Here is a 17,587-nt window from a genome sequence, read left to right as displayed (position 1 = left end):
CAGGAGATTAATTAATACAAGGAGGAATGCCATGTATCTGATACCTGCACCAAATAAAATGATAGTAGATAAAGAGGATAGTTTCATACTTAAGTACAATTGCAGAATTATAATTAGTCAAGAGTGTGACCTGCAGATTATGGACTATGCTAAGTTATTAAAGCGTGACGTGCAGAACAAACTTGGATTTGAGCTTTCTATCACGAAAGGGGAACGAGAAAGCAGTTGTATTTACATCAGCAATAATCATTATCTGCAAAAGGAGGAATATCATCTTGTGATTACAATAGATGGTATTAATCTTATTGGCGGAAGTAATGCAGGAATTCTGTATGGAATACAAACCATCAGACAGATTCTTGAAAATAAAGGAGCAGTACTTCCTTGCCTCACCATAGAAGATCGGCCGGATATGCCAAACAGGGGGTTTTACCACGATGCAACCAGGGGGAGAATCCCAACCATGGAAGCACTTAAGGAACTTGCGGATAAATTGGCGTATTATAAAATAAATCAGCTTCAACTATATGTTGAGCATAGTTTTTTGTTCAAGGACTTCAGTGAAGTCTGGCGCGATGATACGCCGCTGACTGCAGAGGATATCCTGGAATTTGATCTTTACTGCAGGAACCTGCATATCGACCTGATTCCGTCAATAGCAAGTTTTGGTCATCTTTATAAGGTACTTAGTACCAGATCCTACACTGGCCTTTGTGAAATCCCCGATGCGGAGAAAATGCCCTTTTCTTTTTATGAACGGATGGCACACCATACATTGGATATATCAAAGGAGGAAAGTTTTGAATTTGTGGCTAAAATGCTGGATGAATACATGCCTTTATTTTCTTCCGGGTATTTTAATTTGTGTGCGGATGAAACCTTTGACCTGGGTAAAGGAAGAAGCAAGGAATTGGCTGACAGAATCGGTGTAAATGATATGTACATTAATTTTGTTAAAAAAATATGTGATTATATTATCTCAAAAGGGAAAAGACCTATGTTCTGGGGTGATATTATCTGCGGAATGCCGGAATATATTAAGAAACTTCCCAAAGAGACGATTTGCCTTAATTGGGGATATGCACCGGATCAGGGGGAAAAAGAGACAAAAGACCTGGCAAAGGCAGGAGCAGTACAATATGTATGTCCGGGAGTATCCGGCTGGAATCAACTCATTAACCGTATGAGGGATGCTTATGATAATATCAGCAGAATGTGCACTTATGCGTATAAATATAAAACGGTCGGAATATTAAATACGGACTGGGGCGATTACGGTCATATAAATCATCCGGAATTTTCAACAGCCGGTATGATTTATGGGGCAGCATTTTCCTGGAATAAGGAAATTCTGGATTTTGAGGATATAAACCGCCAAATTTCCAGAATCGAATATGGTGACTTAAACGACCAGTTCATGAAAATTGTATCTGATATCAGTACCGGTGCCGTTGCATCCTGGTATGAAATAGTATGTTTTAAGGAACGAAAGCAAAATCGTTTGAATGGAACTTTATGGGCTCCGGTGTTAGAAGATATTACCTGGGAAAAGGTAATGAGCTCCAATGAATCAATAGAAAAAAATTTAGTTAAATTCTATCAGATTCTGTCTGAGGCAAAACAGGAAAAGCGATATTTATATAAGGCTTATATTATTGCGGCGGAGGGGATTAAGTTATGGAATAAAGCAGGGGCTTTTGCTGCTCTGGGAGCGAAAAGAACAGATGACAATGACGGAATGGAGGCAAGGGAATTAGCCGCCAGTTTGGAATACTGGTACCATGAATATAAGAACTTATGGCGAAGTCTCAGCAGGGAATCCGAGCTTTACCGGATTGGTGAAGTAGTATTCTGGTATGCTGATTATTTAAGAGATCTAAGACAGGATAATACAAAAGTTGACAGTTGAAAATTCTTATCCACAAATAGATAACACACTATTGAATAATATGTCATAATATGGTAATATAATTTGGTCTTTTGCCAACCATATAAAAGATAATATGTCAAAAAGACTGAACTGAATAAAACAGCCAGTCCCAATTTGATGTTATGAAAAATGTAAAATTGATGCGCAATGATATATTCTGTATCTGGGCACTTGGAGTATATATAGCAAGTAGTGCAACCGGCAATTTTATTAATTTTTCATGTAAGAACCCCATTAAGGAGCAATATCAAGTTGGATTGACAAAAATTCAAAGTAACAATGTGGAAAATTATTTTCGAATTCGGCAGTATAATCAAAGGTATAATTAATATAGGGGCTCATTTATTTTTTAAAACTCTTTTCAGACTGACAAATGTTAATAACATTAATTAAGGTAGACTAATACAATATAGCAGGGGATTTTATTTAGCTGATTGTAAATATTTGTTTTGATTGCTGGAAAGGAGATTTTTATGATTAAGATAGAAGTTTTATTTGATAAGATTAACTATGGTGAAATCGCAGATACGATTATTCCGGTAATAATAGATCGATTATCAGAAAGAGAGGACTCGGGTAAACTCATACAGATTTTAGACGGTTTAGATAAACTTCCTGGCTCCATTGCTAAAACGGCGCTGAATACCCTGCCCGAAAGTGTAAAAGAAGAAGCCGCTGTGTACTTTCTGGAAAAATATAAAGATAAAATGAAAGAATTTATTAATACTTTTGCAGAAGAAAACCAGATTCAGGCAGAAGTAAGCGGTATTAAAGTAACCAAGGAACCTAAGGATTTTTATAACAGATAAATAGAATTCCCATGCGCCTTATATACACAGAGGTGCATGGGAATTTGACATCCAAAGATATGAGGAAAGCTTGTAATATTATTACATGTATTCATTGACATTAAATAGTATATGGCTTATAATAAAACATAAAAATTTCCAATAATTTATAATAATTACCATAATAACTTAAATTATGTAAAGTTTTATCTTTAATATAAGCCAAATTAACAGTTAAACCAGGTGAGGTTTGAAAGAAGGTTTACATTGATAACAGTAGAGCATTTAGTAAAAGAATTTAAGGTTCCCATACAAAAGAAAGGGCGATTTGCTTTATTCAAAAATTTACTCCCCGGTGAATACAACATAAAACGGGCAGTGGATGATGTCAGCTTTACCATGGAAAAAGGGGATATTGTAGGATATATCGGAAAAAACGGTGCCGGAAAATCAACCACAATAAAAATGCTGTCCGGTATTTTACAACCCACCCAGGGGAAAGTTATGGTTAATGGGATAGAACCATCCAAGAACCGAATTGAAAATGCAAAACAAATCGGAGTAGTCTTCGGTCAAAAAACTCAGCTCTGGTGGGACATTCCTCTTATAGAAAGTTATCGGCTCCTGAAAGAAATTTATCAAATCGATGAAAACAAATTCAAAAAAAACCTCGATACATATGTTTCTTTACTGGGATTAGAAGAAATTCTTGAGAAACCGGTTCGGCAAATGAGTTTGGGACAACGGGTCAAGTCGGATATTGCCGCAGCCCTGCTGCATGATCCTTCTGTCCTTTTTCTGGATGAACCTACAATAGGCGTAGATATTATATCAAAAAAATTTCTTTACGATTTTATCTTACAGATTAATAAGGAAAAACAGACAACCATTATTCTGACCACTCATGATATGGCTGATATTGAGAAGCTTTGCTCACATCTGATTATAATTGATGAGGGAAAAGTAATGTATCATGGCACATTAGAGGAAATGATGCAAAAATTCGGTACAACCCGGTATTTGTTAGTTAAATTTGCTTCCGAAGCCGAGGATTTTTATGTACCGGGTGCCGAGCTTATAAAAAGCGAAGTAAATACCAAATTGTATTCTTTTAATAGGCTTGAAATTTCTCCCTCTGAACTTATTACATATATTGACCAGAAACATTCGGTTGCTGATCTACAGATTATTGAAACCGATATTGAAAGTATAGTGAGAAAATTATATGAACAAAATTAATGGAAACAGGATTCGAACCGGTAAGGCTTTTATCCGTACGGAGTTTTTTGATTTCAGCATTTACCGTGCTTCATTTTGGCTGAGACAGCTTTACACATTTTTAATGATGTACAGTGTCGGATATGTCTGGAAAGCGTTATATGCATCAAGTTCCGGGAACATGAGTGTAGGGTTGTCGGATACGATTACATATGCTGTGTTAGGTGTAGCACTGGAATCAATTATGCATCCGTCCAATGGTCCACAGATGTACATGATGCAGCAGGTACGCCGGGGATCAATTGAAATGGATATTATGAAACCACTTGATTTTCAGTTTTATATGTTTTGTAAAAACATGGGTCAAATTATTATAAAGCTTTTATTTCTTGTAATCCCCTCTCTGGTTGTTGCGTATTTTTTCTTTGGGTTTACAATTCCAGGACCGGGACAGTTGTTAGTGTTCCTGCTAAGCTTATCGCTGGGAATTCTGGTGAGTTTTCTTTTAAATTTTATACTGGGACTTTTAAGTATGATTACCATGAATATCCGTAATATCAATTGGGGATACAATGCTACCCTGCGTTTTTTTGCCGGGCAAATGGTTCCTTTGTGGCTTTTCCCCGGGTTCTTGAGTATTCTTAGCAATATTCTTCCCTTCAGGTGTATCTATGCAATCCCAATGTCCATATACATTGGAAACTATAGCGGTTTATCTTTGTTAGGGGTAATGAGTTTACAGCTTTTCTGGATTGGTATTTTGTTTATCGGTACAAGGTTGTTAATGAATTCGATCTTCAAAAGATTGTTAATTCAAGGGGGATAATGTGAAATAAAATCATTTCACATTTCTTATTTGGGCAGTTTCACAAATGAATTTTGCGAAATGCATGGAGGTTAGTGAAAGTAAATTTATTTAAAGAAAGGAATGCCGTAGATAGATTCTTTCGCTTTCTATTTGGGCAGTTTCGCAAGTGAACTTGCGAAATGCAAGGGGTGTAATATGATAAAGAACATAAAAATTTATCGTCAACTTTTACATGCTGCAGTATTAAGCAAACTCCAATATAAGGCTGATTTTCTGGTAGGTGTTATCAGTATTCTGATTCTCAATGCCGTTAATATTTCTTTATTAGGTATTATGGTATATAACTTTAAATCAATGAATGGATGGGATATCTGGGAGCTTATGTTTCTTTACAGCTTATGGATGATGAGCAGGGGAATCTACAGTATTTTCTTCTGGCATATAAGTGATTTGGAGGAGATGATTGTAAACGGTGAATTTGACGCTTATCTTATTCGTCCCATAAGTCCATTTGTGCAATTGCTTGGCAAGGATGTTAATTATATGGGTATCGGAGATGCACTGGTGGGGGTATTCGGTTTTATGATTGTACGGCCTCACCTAATCTTAAATTGGAGCTGGGAATTATGGATTTATTTTATTATCTGTATTATTTCCGGTACCTTAATACAGGTGGCTATTAACTGGATTTGCGCCAGCATATGCTTTTGGACTACCCGTTCCAGAACGGTATCCTCTATTACAGAGCGTTTTACGGTATTAATGCAACAATACCCGGTAGACATATTTGGAAAGTGGTTTCAGGTTTTTGTTACCTGCTTTTTACCGGTGGCATTTATTAATTATTATCCCAGTGTGATTTTACTTGGCAAGGCTTCAATAGAAAATCAGCTATGGAAATATTCTTCGCCTTTTGTTTCGGTTATTTTACTTTTTATCGCCGCTTTTATATGGGTTAGGGGAGTACATAAATATTCCGGATCGGGTAATTAAGGTACATAGAAAAGGCCTGGATAGCCAGGTTTATGTTAAAATTGGCACAGCAAGAATAATAGAGATATGTCAAACCCAGCTATTTCTCTTTTTATAGGGAATCAAATACGTTCAAAAACGTCCCCCAAACTCCGTTGTATCAAAAGGTCTGCCTGAGAATCGTAGGATGTAGACGACTTATTAATCAATACCAGGTGGTTGCCGTTGTAATACTCTATGAACCCGGCTGCAGGATATACGGAAAGAGACGTTCCCCCAACGATTAACATATCGGCAGAAGATATAACACGTATCGTGCGAGTCATTACTTCTTCGTCTAAAGATTCTTCATAGAGAACCACATCCGGTTTTATCACCCCTGTACATTTACAGCGGGGGATTCCGCTGCTTTTGATAATAGAATCCATATCATAAAACTTACCGCATTTCATACAATGATTTCTTAAAACACTCCCGTGAAGTTCCAGTACATTTTTACTGCCTGCTTTCTGGTGGAGACCGTCAATATTCTGTGTAATTACAGCGTATAATTTCCCTGAGGTTTCAAGTTCGGCCAGTTTTGTATGGGTAATATTGGGTTTCGCATTGGTATACAGCATTTTATCCCGGTAAAATTGATAGAAATATTCAGGTTTTTTTAGAAAAAAGCTATGGCTTAGGATTTGTTCCGGCGGATAATCATATTTTTGATGATATAATCCATCCACACTTCTAAAATCAGGAATGCCGCTCTCCGTAGAGACTCCTGCACCGCCAAAAAACACGATTCTGTTGCTTTTCTCTATCCAATCTTTAAATTGGGAAACTTCATCCATAATTAAAAACCTCCTATCACAGTTTTCTTTCATTATAAGAGTTTATAAGGAAAGGTGCAATAGGAGGTATTATTTTATTTAGTTAATTTGAATTCTGCATAAAAGGGTTGACCGTTTATAGTTTTTACCAGTCTGTAATTTCCTGCATCCAGGCTTGGTTTTAACTGACTTAAATCTACGGTAAATTCCTGACTGGTAGCAGGTGCTACGGAATACGCGATCTCTATAAAAGCTAAATCTTTTACCCCAGGTACTGTTTCCCAGCCGGTGCCGTTTTGTTTTTCTATACTAAAGTCTGCGCCATAAAAGATATCTTTCGAACCGGTATTTTCAATGTTTATCTTGAGCTCTTTAGCACCAACCGGCAGGGAAGATTCTTTCAGGGTAAGATTTATACTTGTGTCAGCAGCAGTATCATCGTCAGTTGAAGTTTCTGCTGCGGGATCGGTAACCGGCATGGTATCCCAGAAAGCGTTAAAGGCGGCATCTTCTACTTTAAAGAAACCAACCTGGGAATCATATACATAACCACCCTTAAAGAGCCTTAAGGAAGTAATTAAATGATCTTTTGTTTTAATATCAATAAATTTCTGACTGTCATAATCCGTATTTTCTGTTAGCATATCAATATTTTCACCGATTGGAACGGAAGTATAAAGGCTGTCTAAGAAAGTATTGAAAAAATCACTTGTATCTTCCTCATTTACTTCATTCTTTCCGTTATTCCAGCTGTTATAACTCTCCCACTGATAAGAAAGTACATTTTCTTTTAAGTTTAACAGGTTAAAATAATCAGCACCGCTGTTTAGAGTCATACCACCGTAACTGTCATATAGCTCACAGCCAAATCCGCCGTCCTGATATTCATAATAAACCATTAATCTATGATCGGGATTATAACCTTTTACGGTGTATACATCTCCCTCACCGATGGTTGAGGCGAATTCTTTTGCATAATCTGCCTGGCTGCTCCATTCATCAATACTTCCTTTTGTTTTTCCTAAATAATCACCCCTTAAATTTAAAACATCCTCTTTATTTAAGGTCATACCGTCAGGTGTTTCAAAAGTTGTAGCACTTTGTATATAGATATGACCTTTGTATACAAAAAGAGGAAGCATTCTTGCTTTAACCTGGGCATTCTGAGCCGGTATCTCTACAACAGGAACGGTGATACCCTGGGTCTTGGCACTTTCCGTAGTTACAGTATTTTCTGTGGTATAAGCTCCGGGTCGACCTTTTCCAGAAAGATTATTGAAGTTATTTGTTAAGTTCATGGCAGCAGTACCGACAGCAATAATAACTGCTACACTGGCAGCAGACAATACATATTTTTTAAGGTTTGAGTATTTTTTTCCTGTTTGTTCTCTTAAGGCTGCTTTCATTTTTAATGCGGTTCTATCGTTAAAATCTTCAGATATTTTTAGAGTATCCATGGATTTGTTATATCTATTTTCATTCATATTCAAAACCTCCGACTAATTTTGATTTTAATAAGTTACGGCCTCTTGCCAGCCAGGTTCCAATGGTTGCCGGCTTTTTTCTTAAAATTCCGGCTATTTCGTTTATTGAGTAATTCTCATAATAATGTAAATGAATTACCGTACGGTATTTGGACGGCAAATCTAAAACCATTACCAAGACATCACTGTCTTCTTTTGGTATATAGCTGATATCCTCTTCTAAAGGAACCTTTAACTTGTTCCAGGAAGATTTTAAGTGATTTTTGCAGTTATTTATTGTAACTCTTATAAGCCAGGCTTTTTCGTGTTCCTCGTTATCAAAGCTGATTCCCCTTTTCATTAAACTGACAAAGACATCCTGTGTTATATCTTCTGCATCCGCCATATTTTTTACATAGCTAAAAGCTAGTTTAATCAACATTTTAGAATATTTCTCTAACACATACTGTATATATTCATCGGTACCAAATGAATAATCCATCCGTTTCAACTCCTTTCACTTATAATACAATCCGGAAAGCGAATATTTTTCATTATTAGATAAAAAAAATTTTTATTTTTAAGTAAATATTTTCATATTGTTAAGTATCATCGTTATCATCATAGTTTTAAACCAATATATGACTTATAAGTTGTCAGCTTTATCCATAGTATAATTATATTAGTTTCTCAATTTTATCCAAGGTTCAATTATAACTGGTTAAATTTGATTAGTCGTAGTTGTCTTAAAATCTTATTATTTTGTGTCATTATATAAAGGCTTTTAAATAGACATAAAAAGAAGAATTCAAAATAAAAATAAAGAAAAAATTATTAATTACCATAAATTTACCACAAATTAACAGTACAATCATTAAGCAGTTTTGATTTCATTTTAATAACTTAATAAATCCTTCTCAAAACTGGAAATTAATTTTACCACGGTTTTCTTGGCAAAATCCAAGAGAACATTACACTTGGCAAGATATTTCGAAACAAAGAATCCATTTAAGGCAAGTTAACACAGTCTAATTGACTTAAAGAAATTAATGCATGCCAATTTAACTGCCCGCTGATGGATTAAGGATTTCAAAAAAATATTACTACCAGGAGGCAAAAAATGATTGTAGTGGATCACATGAACAAGACCTTTAAGGTTGCAAGACGTAATTCAGGTATTTCGGAAGCAGTGAAAGCACTCTTTCACAAGGAATATGAATACGTCAGGGCTCTTAATGACATCTCTTTTACCATCGAGGATGGTGAAATGGTCGGTTATATCGGGCCCAATGGTGCAGGAAAAAGCAGTACCATAAAAGTATTAAGCGGAATTTTAACACCGGACAGCGGAGGATGTTTGATTAACGGACGTACACCCTGGAAAAACAGGATAGAACATGTCCGTGATATTGGTGTAGTTTTCGGGCAGCGGTCCCAGCTATGGTGGGATGTACCTGTCATTGACTCTTTTGAATTACTGCGGGATATATATAAAATACCGGACGGCAAGTATAAGCAGAATTTAGAGGAATTGGTTACACTTTTAAGTTTACAGACAATAATTAAGACACCAACGAGGCAGCTCTCTCTGGGACAAAGGATGCGGTGTGAAATTGCAGCTTCTCTTTTACATAGTCCCAGCATTTTATTTTTAGACGAACCGACGATTGGTCTGGATGCAGTCTCTAAAATCGCAGTCCGTAATTTTATATTGGATATAAATAAAAGACATAAGACAACCGTAATTCTAACTACTCATGATATGCAGGATATAGAAGCTTTAACAAAGCGTATCATTCTAATCGGCAAAGGCAAGATCTTAATGGACGGAGAACTGGGGGACATGAAAAAGCAATTTGGCGGATACAAGAAACTAAGTATTGAGTATTCCGGTAAGAGGCTAAAGTTATGTGAGGGTATGAAACTGATATCCCATGATTTTTCCGCAGATGATAAAGATTCTGTTATTACCGGACATGCCGTTATTGAAATTAACACGGATTTAATTCCTGTTTCCGAAGTTATATCTATATTATCATCCCAGATAGATTTAAAGGATATTTCTGTTTCTGGTTCTTCTATTGACGAAGTAGTAGTGGAACTTTATAAGCAGTATAAGATATAGGGAGGGCAGATTGATGAATAAGTATTTATCTTTTTTCCGCCTCAGGTTTCTCTACGGACTTCAATACCGGGCTGCAGCCCTTGCAGGTATCGCGACCCAGTTTACCTGGGGTGCCTTGGAAATATTAATGTTCCGGTCTTTCTATGCTGCGGATCCGGGCGGATTTCCCATGACTTTTTCAGCACTTACCAGTTATATATGGATGCAGCAGGCTTTTTTAGCCTTATATATGACCTGGTTTATGGAAAATGATATATTTGAAACTATAAGAAACGGCAATATTGCATACGAATTGTGCAGGCCTGTTGATATTTATAATATGTGGTTTACAAGAAGTATGGCTACAAGAATTTCAAGAGCGGTCCTCAGATGTATGCCAATCTTACTGTTTGCTGCTTTTATACAGGCGCCTTACGGATTATCGTTACCCCGGGACATAAGGGCATTTATGTGGTTTCTTCTTACCATGGTATTGGCTTTTCTTGTTGTAATTGCTTTTTGTATGCTGGTTTATATTATTACCTTTTATACCATATCTCCTATGGGTGTGCGTATGGTCGCGGTAGCTATGGTGGAGTTTTTCTCGGGTGCAGTTATCCCTTTGCCTTTTCTTCCCGGGAAGATACAGAGAATTTTTGAGCTACTTCCCTTTGCCTCCATGCAAAATGTACCTCTTAGAGTTTATACCGGAGATATAACCGGACCAGCCCTTTATAAAGCAGTACTGTTTCAGATTATCTGGGCCTTTTTGTTAATCGCAACCGGTAAAATAATTATGGCAAAAGCTTTAAAGAAAGTAGTGATACAAGGTGGTTGAACCAGCTGGTGTGAAAACTCCTCATAAATGAGGGGTTCTGGGAGTAAAAGTGGGCTTGCCCACTTCGTTTTAAAACAGATAATTTTTGATAAGGCATCTATGATCTTAGTTGCCATGATAAGGAGGCAATATGGATAGTCTCGCAAAAACAGACGAGCCGATTCGCATTTTTGATTTAGGCAGTATCGCAAGCCAGTTTGCGATATGCGGGGAGGAGGTTATATGCAATTATATTTAAAATATTTTTCCATTCATTTAAAAAGCGTAGCCCAATATAAAATATCCTTTCTTCTAACTACCATAGGACAATTTCTGGTATCCTTTAATGTATTTTTAGGAGTTTATTTTATGTTTCAAAGATTTCATAAAGTAGAGGGGTTTACCTATAGTGATGTTTTATTATGTTTTTCTGTTGTACTAATTGAATTTTCTCTGGCGGAGTGTTTTGCAAGAGGATTTGATACCTTTTCTGCCACCATAAGCCAAGGAGAATTTGACCGCATTATGGTAAGACCAAGGAATGAAATGTTTCAGGTTCTGGGAAGTAAGATTGAATTTACCAGAATCGGGCGTATGTTTCAGGCTATTATTATGTTTGTTTACGGAGTACATAACAGTAATGTAACCTGGAGTATAGATAAGGTATTAACAGTGATTTTTATGTTTATTGGCGGAACAGCAGTGTTTACAGGTATTTTCATTATCTATGCAGCTTTTTGCTTTTTTACCATTGAGGGCTTGGAATTTATGAATATATTTATTGATGGGGCCAGAGAATATGGTAAATATCCGATTAGCATCTACGGGAAAAGAGTATTGCAGATATGTACCGTTTTGATACCTTATGCCCTGATTCAATATTATCCTCTTCTTTATCTCCTGGGGAAAAGCAGGAATCAGGGGTACATCTTTTTACCATTGCTGGCAGGCGTCTTTTTAATCCCCTGTTATCTATTCTGGAAATTCGGTATCAGACATTATAAATCGACCGGGTCATGATTGATACGGGCAGGAAAAAACGAGAGCCGCAGGAAGGCCTCTAAGTGTGCGGATAAATAATAAAAATTCCCTTTATCTTAATATCCGCAAGGTATTAAAGATAAAGGGAAGAAATAGGTTTATTTTTGAGCTGTCTTAACGGTTTTAATCCAATTATCCATTCGTCCCGCAATAATGTCAAACTGTGCGGGGCCTATATCCAGTAAAAACTTATGGAAATCTTTTAATACAAATTTATCTCCAAGCGCTTTCTCGGCATTATTCCTTAAATCCATAAATTCCAGATAGCCAATGCCGTATTCCGGATAAAGAGCAGGTTCCTCAATCATGGTATTATATAAGAGCTTAATCGTAGAGGAGTCTGTGATATAATTTTTCAGGTAAGCAGCTGTATCAGCCAGGCTCCAGCCGTCATAATGAATTCCCATATCCAGGCGGCAGTATAAAGCCATATTGGCAGCCATATTTGCTTCCAGAAAATCCGCCACATCTTCACTAAAACCGGCAAGATGATAGGAATAATATTCCACATAGGTTGCCCAACCCTCCGCATAACCGCCGAAACTCAGCAGATTTCTTATGGCAGCCGGTTTCTTGCTTCTAAAATATACGGATTGATATAAGTGTCCGGGGTAACCCTCGTGTGCAATGGTAGTAAAGATCTGGGATAAGTCGTAATCCGGATTTTTATTTATATAAATAATATTATTATCATAACTGTCCAAAGGCGGTATTAAGTACATCGCGGGGCTTAAATGGTCCTGCAGGGATTTATCCACATATTTTATGGAGCATTTTACATTGGGGATAGGAGGAAAGTCTTTCTTTATGGCACCTTTTAAATAATTAATTATTTCTGAGGGGTCTGTCAGGGAGTAGGACAAAGACTTAACCGTATCATAAACCTCCGGATTTTTTGTCATTATGGTATTGAGCTTAAGCATATTAGTACTTAAAGAAGTATCAAGCATCTTCTTTAATTCCGGAATAGGCCGGGATGAGCCTGTATTTACTTTAATTAAATATTCATAGTATTCTTTACCCTTTTCATAATGGCATAAACCTTCTTTATTCGTACCTGTTCCTTTAAGATCCATTAGAGTCTCCATTAGTAATTCATAGGCAGGTATTACGGAATTAATAACCGCATCTTTATTGGAAGCTTCGTAGGCTTTCATTTCTTTAGGGGTTAAGCCTTTCATATCGGTTAATTTGTCATTAAAGATACCAATTAAATAATTATTTTTCTTGTCTTTCACAAATTCTTTACATTGATCGATAATACTGTCGGCCACTTCATCATTCATAAATAATCCGGCTGCGGATTTATCTTTTTCAAAAGCGCAGATTTCTTTAAAATAATCATATACCTGAGGCAGCAGCTTTAAATAGGTATCAATATCTTCTTTTTTATAAAAATTATATTCCGCAAGAAGCACCGGAAGCTGGGCCTGTATACCGGTAGTCGGTCCCAGTCCTTCGCTGTACTCTATAAAATCACCCAAAGATGCTTCTAATTCCAGGTCTTCTTTTAGTATATCATAAGAAAGTTTCTCATCCTCAGTTAAGGACTTATAATTATATTTTTTAAGGGTTGCCAGGTAATTTTCTGAATTTGCCAGAGATTCCTTTATGCTATCGGCAGTATAGTGTCCGATGGTAACTTTCGGATTTTTAATACCATAAGTTTCAGGGTTAGCCAGAGAATAATTCAGAGTAAGAGTATCCTTTTGCACTTCAGTTGCAAATACACGGTTTAAGAAGGTATCAAAATCTTCGGTAGGAGTATTATCTTTTGCAGAGCAGCCCAAAATGTTAAATAACATTAAAAACAGCATTAAGGCGAATATAAGATATTTCTTTTTCTTATTCATAATTAAACCAGACCTTTCTTTATAGCAGAACACTTACTGCCTATATTAACTTATGATGTAAAATGTAATTCCATTCTTTATATCATTTTTTAAGTAGAAGGAGTCAAAGAAACGAGTAACCCAACCCAGCCGGAACAACCAAAAGCGTACAGTACAGCCATCTGACAATTTTGACTTATACATTTCCATTCGTAATATTATGAGAAAAGGCAGGTATATATTCTTACATTAACTTAAGAATATTCCTAAAACCCACATTAATATAAAGCTTATGATAATTGTCAGGTTAGTTAATGTTCCGACCAGTTTCTTATCAAGGTCAAATTCAACAGAATACGTAGTGGTAGACATGCTGACCGGCAATATTAAACCAATTAAAACCGTATTACGGAATAAGGGTTCAAAGGGAAGTATAAAATATAGAAGGATACCCACAAAAAGTCCGGCTCCATAACGCAGAAGCAAGGATTTAAGTATGCTCATCCAGTGGCTTTTCTCTAGGTTAAAACTCAGAAAAATTCCCAGAACTAAAAGGGATAAAGGCATATTAGCCTTAGATAGTGCACCTGCAAGATTCAGGACGAAGCTTGGATATTTGAGATGAAAAAAGTTTAACAGCAGGGTCAAAATATAAGTCAACATGGGAACGGACCGGCACATTTTCTTTAGGAGTTCTTTCGGATTGATTTTTCCGTCGTTTGAGGTATAGAAACTACCCAGAAAATAGCATAATCCATATATAATCAGAGCATTTCCCATATCCAGCATTCCAAAGTACTTTAAGCCCTCCTTACCCCAGAGTGCTTCTACCAGGGGATAAGCAAATAAACCTATATTAAAACCAACAGAGGTCATGGATAGAGCAGCTTTATTGCGGGGAGCTTCCTTTCGAAACACAGAATTCCCCAAAAATGCTACCAGACAACTAAAAACGATTACGATGAACGGCAGAATAATCAGAGAACGAGTTACCTTAATGGTACTAAAAGTTGTAATAATTAATGCGGGTAAGGTAATGCTAAAAATAATTCTGGAAATTCCGTCACCGTCTTCTTCTTTTACCAAATGATACTTTTTGCTTAAATAACCAATAATAATAATGGTTAAGGACAGAAGAAATTGTGTATTTATACTAGTCAAAGATTTGTCCTCCGTAGTTTAGATAAGAATAAAATTCATTATATCATAATAACCGGAATCTGCAATAAAATAACATCTTATAAAAGTTAAATTTATTATACCCACTTATCGTAATCGCCAAAGCTTTCGCAAAATATTCTTTTAAACGTTGGCCGTAATCAATTCACATGTATCGGTTGACAAATTAAATATCACGTGCTATTCTAAATTTTAGAAAATATGGGTAAACTAATTCATAAATAAACTATAATTGAATAAGGAAAAGCTGTGAAAAGAAGAGTAAACAAGGATGCCATGTACAGAGAACCCTGTAGAGCTGAAAAAGGGGCATAGGTGAATTGCTGAAGATGGTCTTGGAGCTGCGCACCGAGAGGAATAGTATTTCTTTAGGCTGCGACGGGTGCAACCGTTATTTTGATATGCTGTTGTAAGGCAGCAGATAAGGAACTGATTGTGAAATCAGGTCGAATTAAAGTGGAACCACGGGATATAAGCTCTCGTCTTTAGATAATTAAAGGCGTGAGCTTTTTTAATTTAGGAGGGCTAAAATGAATAAAAATAAGTATTATATTACAACGGCAATTGCATACACATCAGGAAAACCGCATATTGGCAACAGTTATGAAATTGTATTGGCCGACAGTATAGCCAGGTTCAAAAGACAGCAGGGATATGAGGTATTCTTTCAGACCGGTACGGATGAGCACGGGCAAAAGATTGAGAACAAGGCTTCTGAGGCGGGTATAACACCAAAAGAGTTTGTAGATAAAGTAGCCGGAGAAATTAAGGACATCTGGGATATGATGAACACTTCCTATGATAAATTTGTACGTACTACGGATACGTATCATGAAAAACAGATTCAGAAAATATTTAAAAAATTATATGAAAAAGGGGATATTTATAAGGGTTACTATGAAGGAATGTATTGTACCCCCTGTGAATCGTTCTTTACCTCTTCCCAGTTAGTAGATGGAAAGTGTCCGGACTGCGGCAGGGAAGTTCAACCGGCGAAAGAAGAAGCTTATTTTCTTAAATTAAGCAATTACACAGACAGACTGATCGAGCATATTAAAACACATCCGGAATTTATCCAGCCGGAGTCCAGAAAAAATGAAATGATGAACAACTTTCTGTTACCGGGGCTTCAAGACCTGTGTGTCTCCCGGACTTCCTTTAAATGGGGCATTCCGGTAGACTTTGATAATAAGCATGTAGTATATGTATGGTTGGATGCTTTAAGCAACTATATAACCGGCCTTGGTTATGATGTCGATGGTAACCATGGAGAATTATTTAAAAAGTTCTGGCCTGCCAATCTTCACTTAATCGGTAAGGACATTTTAAGGTTCCATACCATTTATTGGCCGATTATGCTTATGGCACTTAATATTCCCCTGCCTAAGCAGGTATTTGGTCATCCCTGGTTATTACAAGGCGAGGGCAAGATGAGTAAATCCAAAGGTAATGTGTTGTATGCGGATGAACTTATTGATTTCTTCGGTGTGGATGCAGTCCGTTATTTTGTACTTCATGAAATGCCATTTGATAATGACGGTGTTATTACCTGGGAGCTTATGGTTGAGAGGATGAATTCAGATCTTGCCAATACATTGGGTAACCTGGTTAACAGAACCATCTCCATGTCCAATAAGTATTTCGGGGGTATTGTAAACAATGCAGGGGTAAAAGAGGAAGTAGATGAAGAGCTGATTCGTCTTGCCCTGGAGACACCGAAAAAAGTAGTAGCAAAAATGGAACAGTTAAGAGTTGCAGATGGGATTACGGAAATATTCACTTTATTTAAGAGATGTAATAAGTATATTGATGAAACTATGCCTTGGGTATTGGCAAAAGAGGAAGAAAAACACAAAAGACTGGAGACCGTATTATATAATCTGGTGGAAAGCATCTGTATCGGCGCAAGCCTGTTAGAATCCTTTATGCCGGATACCGCTGGTAAGATATTAAGCCAGTTAAATGCCAAAGTAAGATCCATTGATGAATTAAACCAATACGGTGTTTATGTTTCCGGTACTAAAGTAACGGAAACTCCGGAGATTTTATTTGCCCGTCTGGATCTAAAAGAAGTAATGGAAAAGGTGGAAGCAAAGAAAGCCGCTGAATCAAAAGAAGTTAATAATACAAGTGAAGAGATTAAACAGACGGAAGCACAAGCTGTTATTGATATTCCGGCAAAAGAGGAAATCACTTATGATGATTTTATGAAGCTGCAATTCCAGGTTGGTGAAATTATTGCCTGCGAAGCAGTACCCAAGTCCAAAAAATTACTTTGCTCCCAGGTTAAAATCGGAAGCCAGGTAAAACAAATCGTATCCGGTATTAAAGCCCACTATTCACCGGAAGAGATGGTTGGCAAAAAAGTCATGGTACTGGTTAATCTTAAACCGGCTAAATTAGCAGGGGTTTTATCCGAGGGTATGTTATTGTGTGCTGAGGATGAAAACGGTGAACTGGCACTTATGATTCCTGAGAAAATAATGCCTGCCGGTGCGGAAATCTGCTAATTTATCAACCAACAATAGTTAAAACAATATATTGTTATTATAAAATTAAACTATAATTTATAATTATTTAATCAAACTAAAAAGTATTTGAGGTAACTATAATTGACCTG

General features: G+C 36.6%; 14 protein-coding genes, 1 riboswitch and 1 other annotated feature. Of the genes, 9 read left to right on the top strand and 5 right to left on the bottom strand.

The genetic code is table 11. The annotated features are described in order from the left end of the window. The first annotated feature begins 31 nt into the window (after nucleotides 1-31). From RBU59_RS14820 to RBU59_RS14800, 5 genes are all read left to right on the top strand, one after another. The gene (locus RBU59_RS14820; protein WP_308143298.1) at nucleotides 32-1,909 is read left to right on the top strand and encodes a beta-N-acetylhexosaminidase; all 1,878 of its coding nucleotides are present in this window, start codon (nucleotides 32-34) and stop codon (nucleotides 1,907-1,909) included. 150 nt (nucleotides 1,910-2,059) lie between these two features. After that, nucleotides 2,060-2,143: riboswitch (cyclic di-GMP riboswitch) on the top strand. A 260-nt stretch (nucleotides 2,144-2,403) separates the two neighbouring features. Beyond that, on the top strand, nucleotides 2,404-2,739 hold the full coding sequence (locus RBU59_RS14815; protein ID WP_308143297.1) for a hypothetical protein: 336 nt from the start codon (nucleotides 2,404-2,406) through the stop codon (nucleotides 2,737-2,739). Nucleotides 2,740-2,985: 246 nt separating this feature from the next. After that, on the top strand, nucleotides 2,986-3,957 hold the full coding sequence (locus tag RBU59_RS14810; protein WP_308143296.1) for an ABC transporter ATP-binding protein: 972 nt from the start codon (nucleotides 2,986-2,988) through the stop codon (nucleotides 3,955-3,957). Continuing rightward, nucleotides 3,944-4,762 carry an ABC transporter permease gene (locus RBU59_RS14805; RefSeq protein ID WP_308143295.1) on the top strand — a complete coding sequence of 273 codons (819 nt, stop codon included), beginning with the start codon at nucleotides 3,944-3,946 and terminating at the stop codon, nucleotides 4,760-4,762. Before RBU59_RS14810 ends, RBU59_RS14805 begins: the two co-directional genes overlap by 14 nt. 177 nt (nucleotides 4,763-4,939) lie before the next feature. Continuing rightward, complete coding sequence (locus tag RBU59_RS14800; RefSeq protein WP_308143294.1) at nucleotides 4,940-5,737, top strand: ABC transporter permease; 798 nt, start codon at nucleotides 4,940-4,942, stop codon at nucleotides 5,735-5,737. A 101-nt stretch (nucleotides 5,738-5,838) separates the two neighbouring features. On the opposite strand, the gene RBU59_RS14795 is transcribed toward RBU59_RS14800, so the two are convergent. The 3 genes from RBU59_RS14795 to RBU59_RS14785 form a co-directional block, all read right to left on the bottom strand. Next, a complete protein-coding gene (locus tag RBU59_RS14795; RefSeq protein WP_334307760.1) occupies nucleotides 5,839-6,555 on the bottom strand; it encodes an NAD-dependent protein deacylase in 717 nt (238 codons plus the stop codon). Nucleotides 6,556-6,626: 71 nt separating this feature from the next. Then, a complete protein-coding gene (locus RBU59_RS14790; protein ID WP_308143292.1) occupies nucleotides 6,627-8,015 on the bottom strand; it encodes an immunoglobulin-like domain-containing protein in 1,389 nt (462 codons plus the stop codon). Beyond that, the gene (locus RBU59_RS14785) at nucleotides 8,008-8,496 is read right to left on the bottom strand and encodes a sigma-70 family RNA polymerase sigma factor (RefSeq protein WP_308143291.1); all 489 of its coding nucleotides are present in this window, start codon (nucleotides 8,494-8,496) and stop codon (nucleotides 8,008-8,010) included. The genes RBU59_RS14790 and RBU59_RS14785 overlap by 8 nt, the downstream gene beginning before the upstream one ends. 618 nt (nucleotides 8,497-9,114) lie before the next feature. Between RBU59_RS14785 and RBU59_RS14780 the strand changes: the two genes are divergently transcribed. The 3 genes from RBU59_RS14780 (at nucleotide 9,115) to RBU59_RS14770 (ending at nucleotide 11,935) form a co-directional block, all read left to right on the top strand. Further along, nucleotides 9,115-10,119, top strand: a complete 1,005-nt coding sequence (locus RBU59_RS14780; RefSeq protein ID WP_308143290.1) for an ABC transporter ATP-binding protein — start codon at nucleotides 9,115-9,117, stop codon at nucleotides 10,117-10,119. 13 nt (nucleotides 10,120-10,132) lie between these two features. Further along, nucleotides 10,133-10,936 (top strand): ABC transporter permease, encoded by an 804-nt coding sequence (locus RBU59_RS14775; protein WP_308143289.1) that lies wholly within the window; start codon nucleotides 10,133-10,135, stop codon nucleotides 10,934-10,936. A gap of 222 nt (nucleotides 10,937-11,158) precedes the next feature. After that, nucleotides 11,159-11,935, top strand: a complete 777-nt coding sequence (locus tag RBU59_RS14770; RefSeq protein WP_308143288.1) for an ABC transporter permease — start codon at nucleotides 11,159-11,161, stop codon at nucleotides 11,933-11,935. Between the two features lie 119 nt (nucleotides 11,936-12,054). Here the strand turns inward: RBU59_RS14770 and RBU59_RS14765 are convergent, their stop codons facing one another. Both RBU59_RS14765 and RBU59_RS14760 read right to left on the bottom strand, forming a co-directional pair. After that, the gene (locus RBU59_RS14765; protein WP_308143287.1) at nucleotides 12,055-13,809 is read right to left on the bottom strand and encodes a DUF885 domain-containing protein; all 1,755 of its coding nucleotides are present in this window, start codon (nucleotides 13,807-13,809) and stop codon (nucleotides 12,055-12,057) included. Nucleotides 13,810-14,037: 228 nt separating this feature from the next. Then, a complete protein-coding gene (locus RBU59_RS14760) occupies nucleotides 14,038-14,949 on the bottom strand; it encodes an AEC family transporter (protein ID WP_308143286.1) in 912 nt (303 codons plus the stop codon). Nucleotides 14,950-15,207: 258 nt separating this feature from the next. Continuing rightward, nucleotides 15,208-15,457, top strand: a binding site (T-box leader). A gap of 40 nt (nucleotides 15,458-15,497) precedes the next feature. Here RBU59_RS14760 and metG point away from each other — a divergent pair. Continuing rightward, nucleotides 15,498-17,477, top strand: coding sequence for a methionine--tRNA ligase (gene metG, locus RBU59_RS14755; RefSeq protein WP_308143285.1), 1,980 nt, complete (start codon nucleotides 15,498-15,500; stop codon nucleotides 17,475-17,477). The last annotated feature ends 110 nt before the right edge of the window (nucleotides 17,478-17,587 follow it).

It is taken from the genome of Anaerocolumna sp. MB42-C2 (assembly GCF_030913705.1).
Classification (GTDB): domain Bacteria; phylum Bacillota; class Clostridia; order Lachnospirales; family Lachnospiraceae; genus Anaerocolumna.
This window is presented reverse-complemented; position numbering and strand designations above follow the sequence as displayed.

Coding starts and splice junctions, on each gene's coding strand:
- RBU59_RS14820 (WP_308143298.1), top strand. CDS start 32: ATGTATCTGATACCTGCACCAAATAAAATGATAGTAGATAAAGAGGAT.
- RBU59_RS14815 (WP_308143297.1), top strand. CDS start 2,404: ATGATTAAGATAGAAGTTTTATTTGATAAGATTAACTATGGTGAAATC.
- RBU59_RS14805 (WP_308143295.1), top strand. CDS start 3,944: ATGAACAAAATTAATGGAAACAGGATTCGAACCGGTAAGGCTTTTATC.
- RBU59_RS14800 (WP_308143294.1), top strand. CDS start 4,940: ATGATAAAGAACATAAAAATTTATCGTCAACTTTTACATGCTGCAGTA.
- RBU59_RS14790 (WP_308143292.1), bottom strand. CDS start 8,015: ATGAATGAAAATAGATATAACAAATCCATGGATACTCTAAAAATATCT.
- RBU59_RS14785 (WP_308143291.1), bottom strand. CDS start 8,496: ATGGATTATTCATTTGGTACCGATGAATATATACAGTATGTGTTAGAG.
- RBU59_RS14780 (WP_308143290.1), top strand. CDS start 9,115: ATGATTGTAGTGGATCACATGAACAAGACCTTTAAGGTTGCAAGACGT.
- RBU59_RS14775 (WP_308143289.1), top strand. CDS start 10,133: ATGAATAAGTATTTATCTTTTTTCCGCCTCAGGTTTCTCTACGGACTT.
- RBU59_RS14770 (WP_308143288.1), top strand. CDS start 11,159: ATGCAATTATATTTAAAATATTTTTCCATTCATTTAAAAAGCGTAGCC.
- RBU59_RS14765 (WP_308143287.1), bottom strand. CDS start 13,809: ATGAATAAGAAAAAGAAATATCTTATATTCGCCTTAATGCTGTTTTTA.
- metG (WP_308143285.1), top strand. CDS start 15,498: ATGAATAAAAATAAGTATTATATTACAACGGCAATTGCATACACATCA.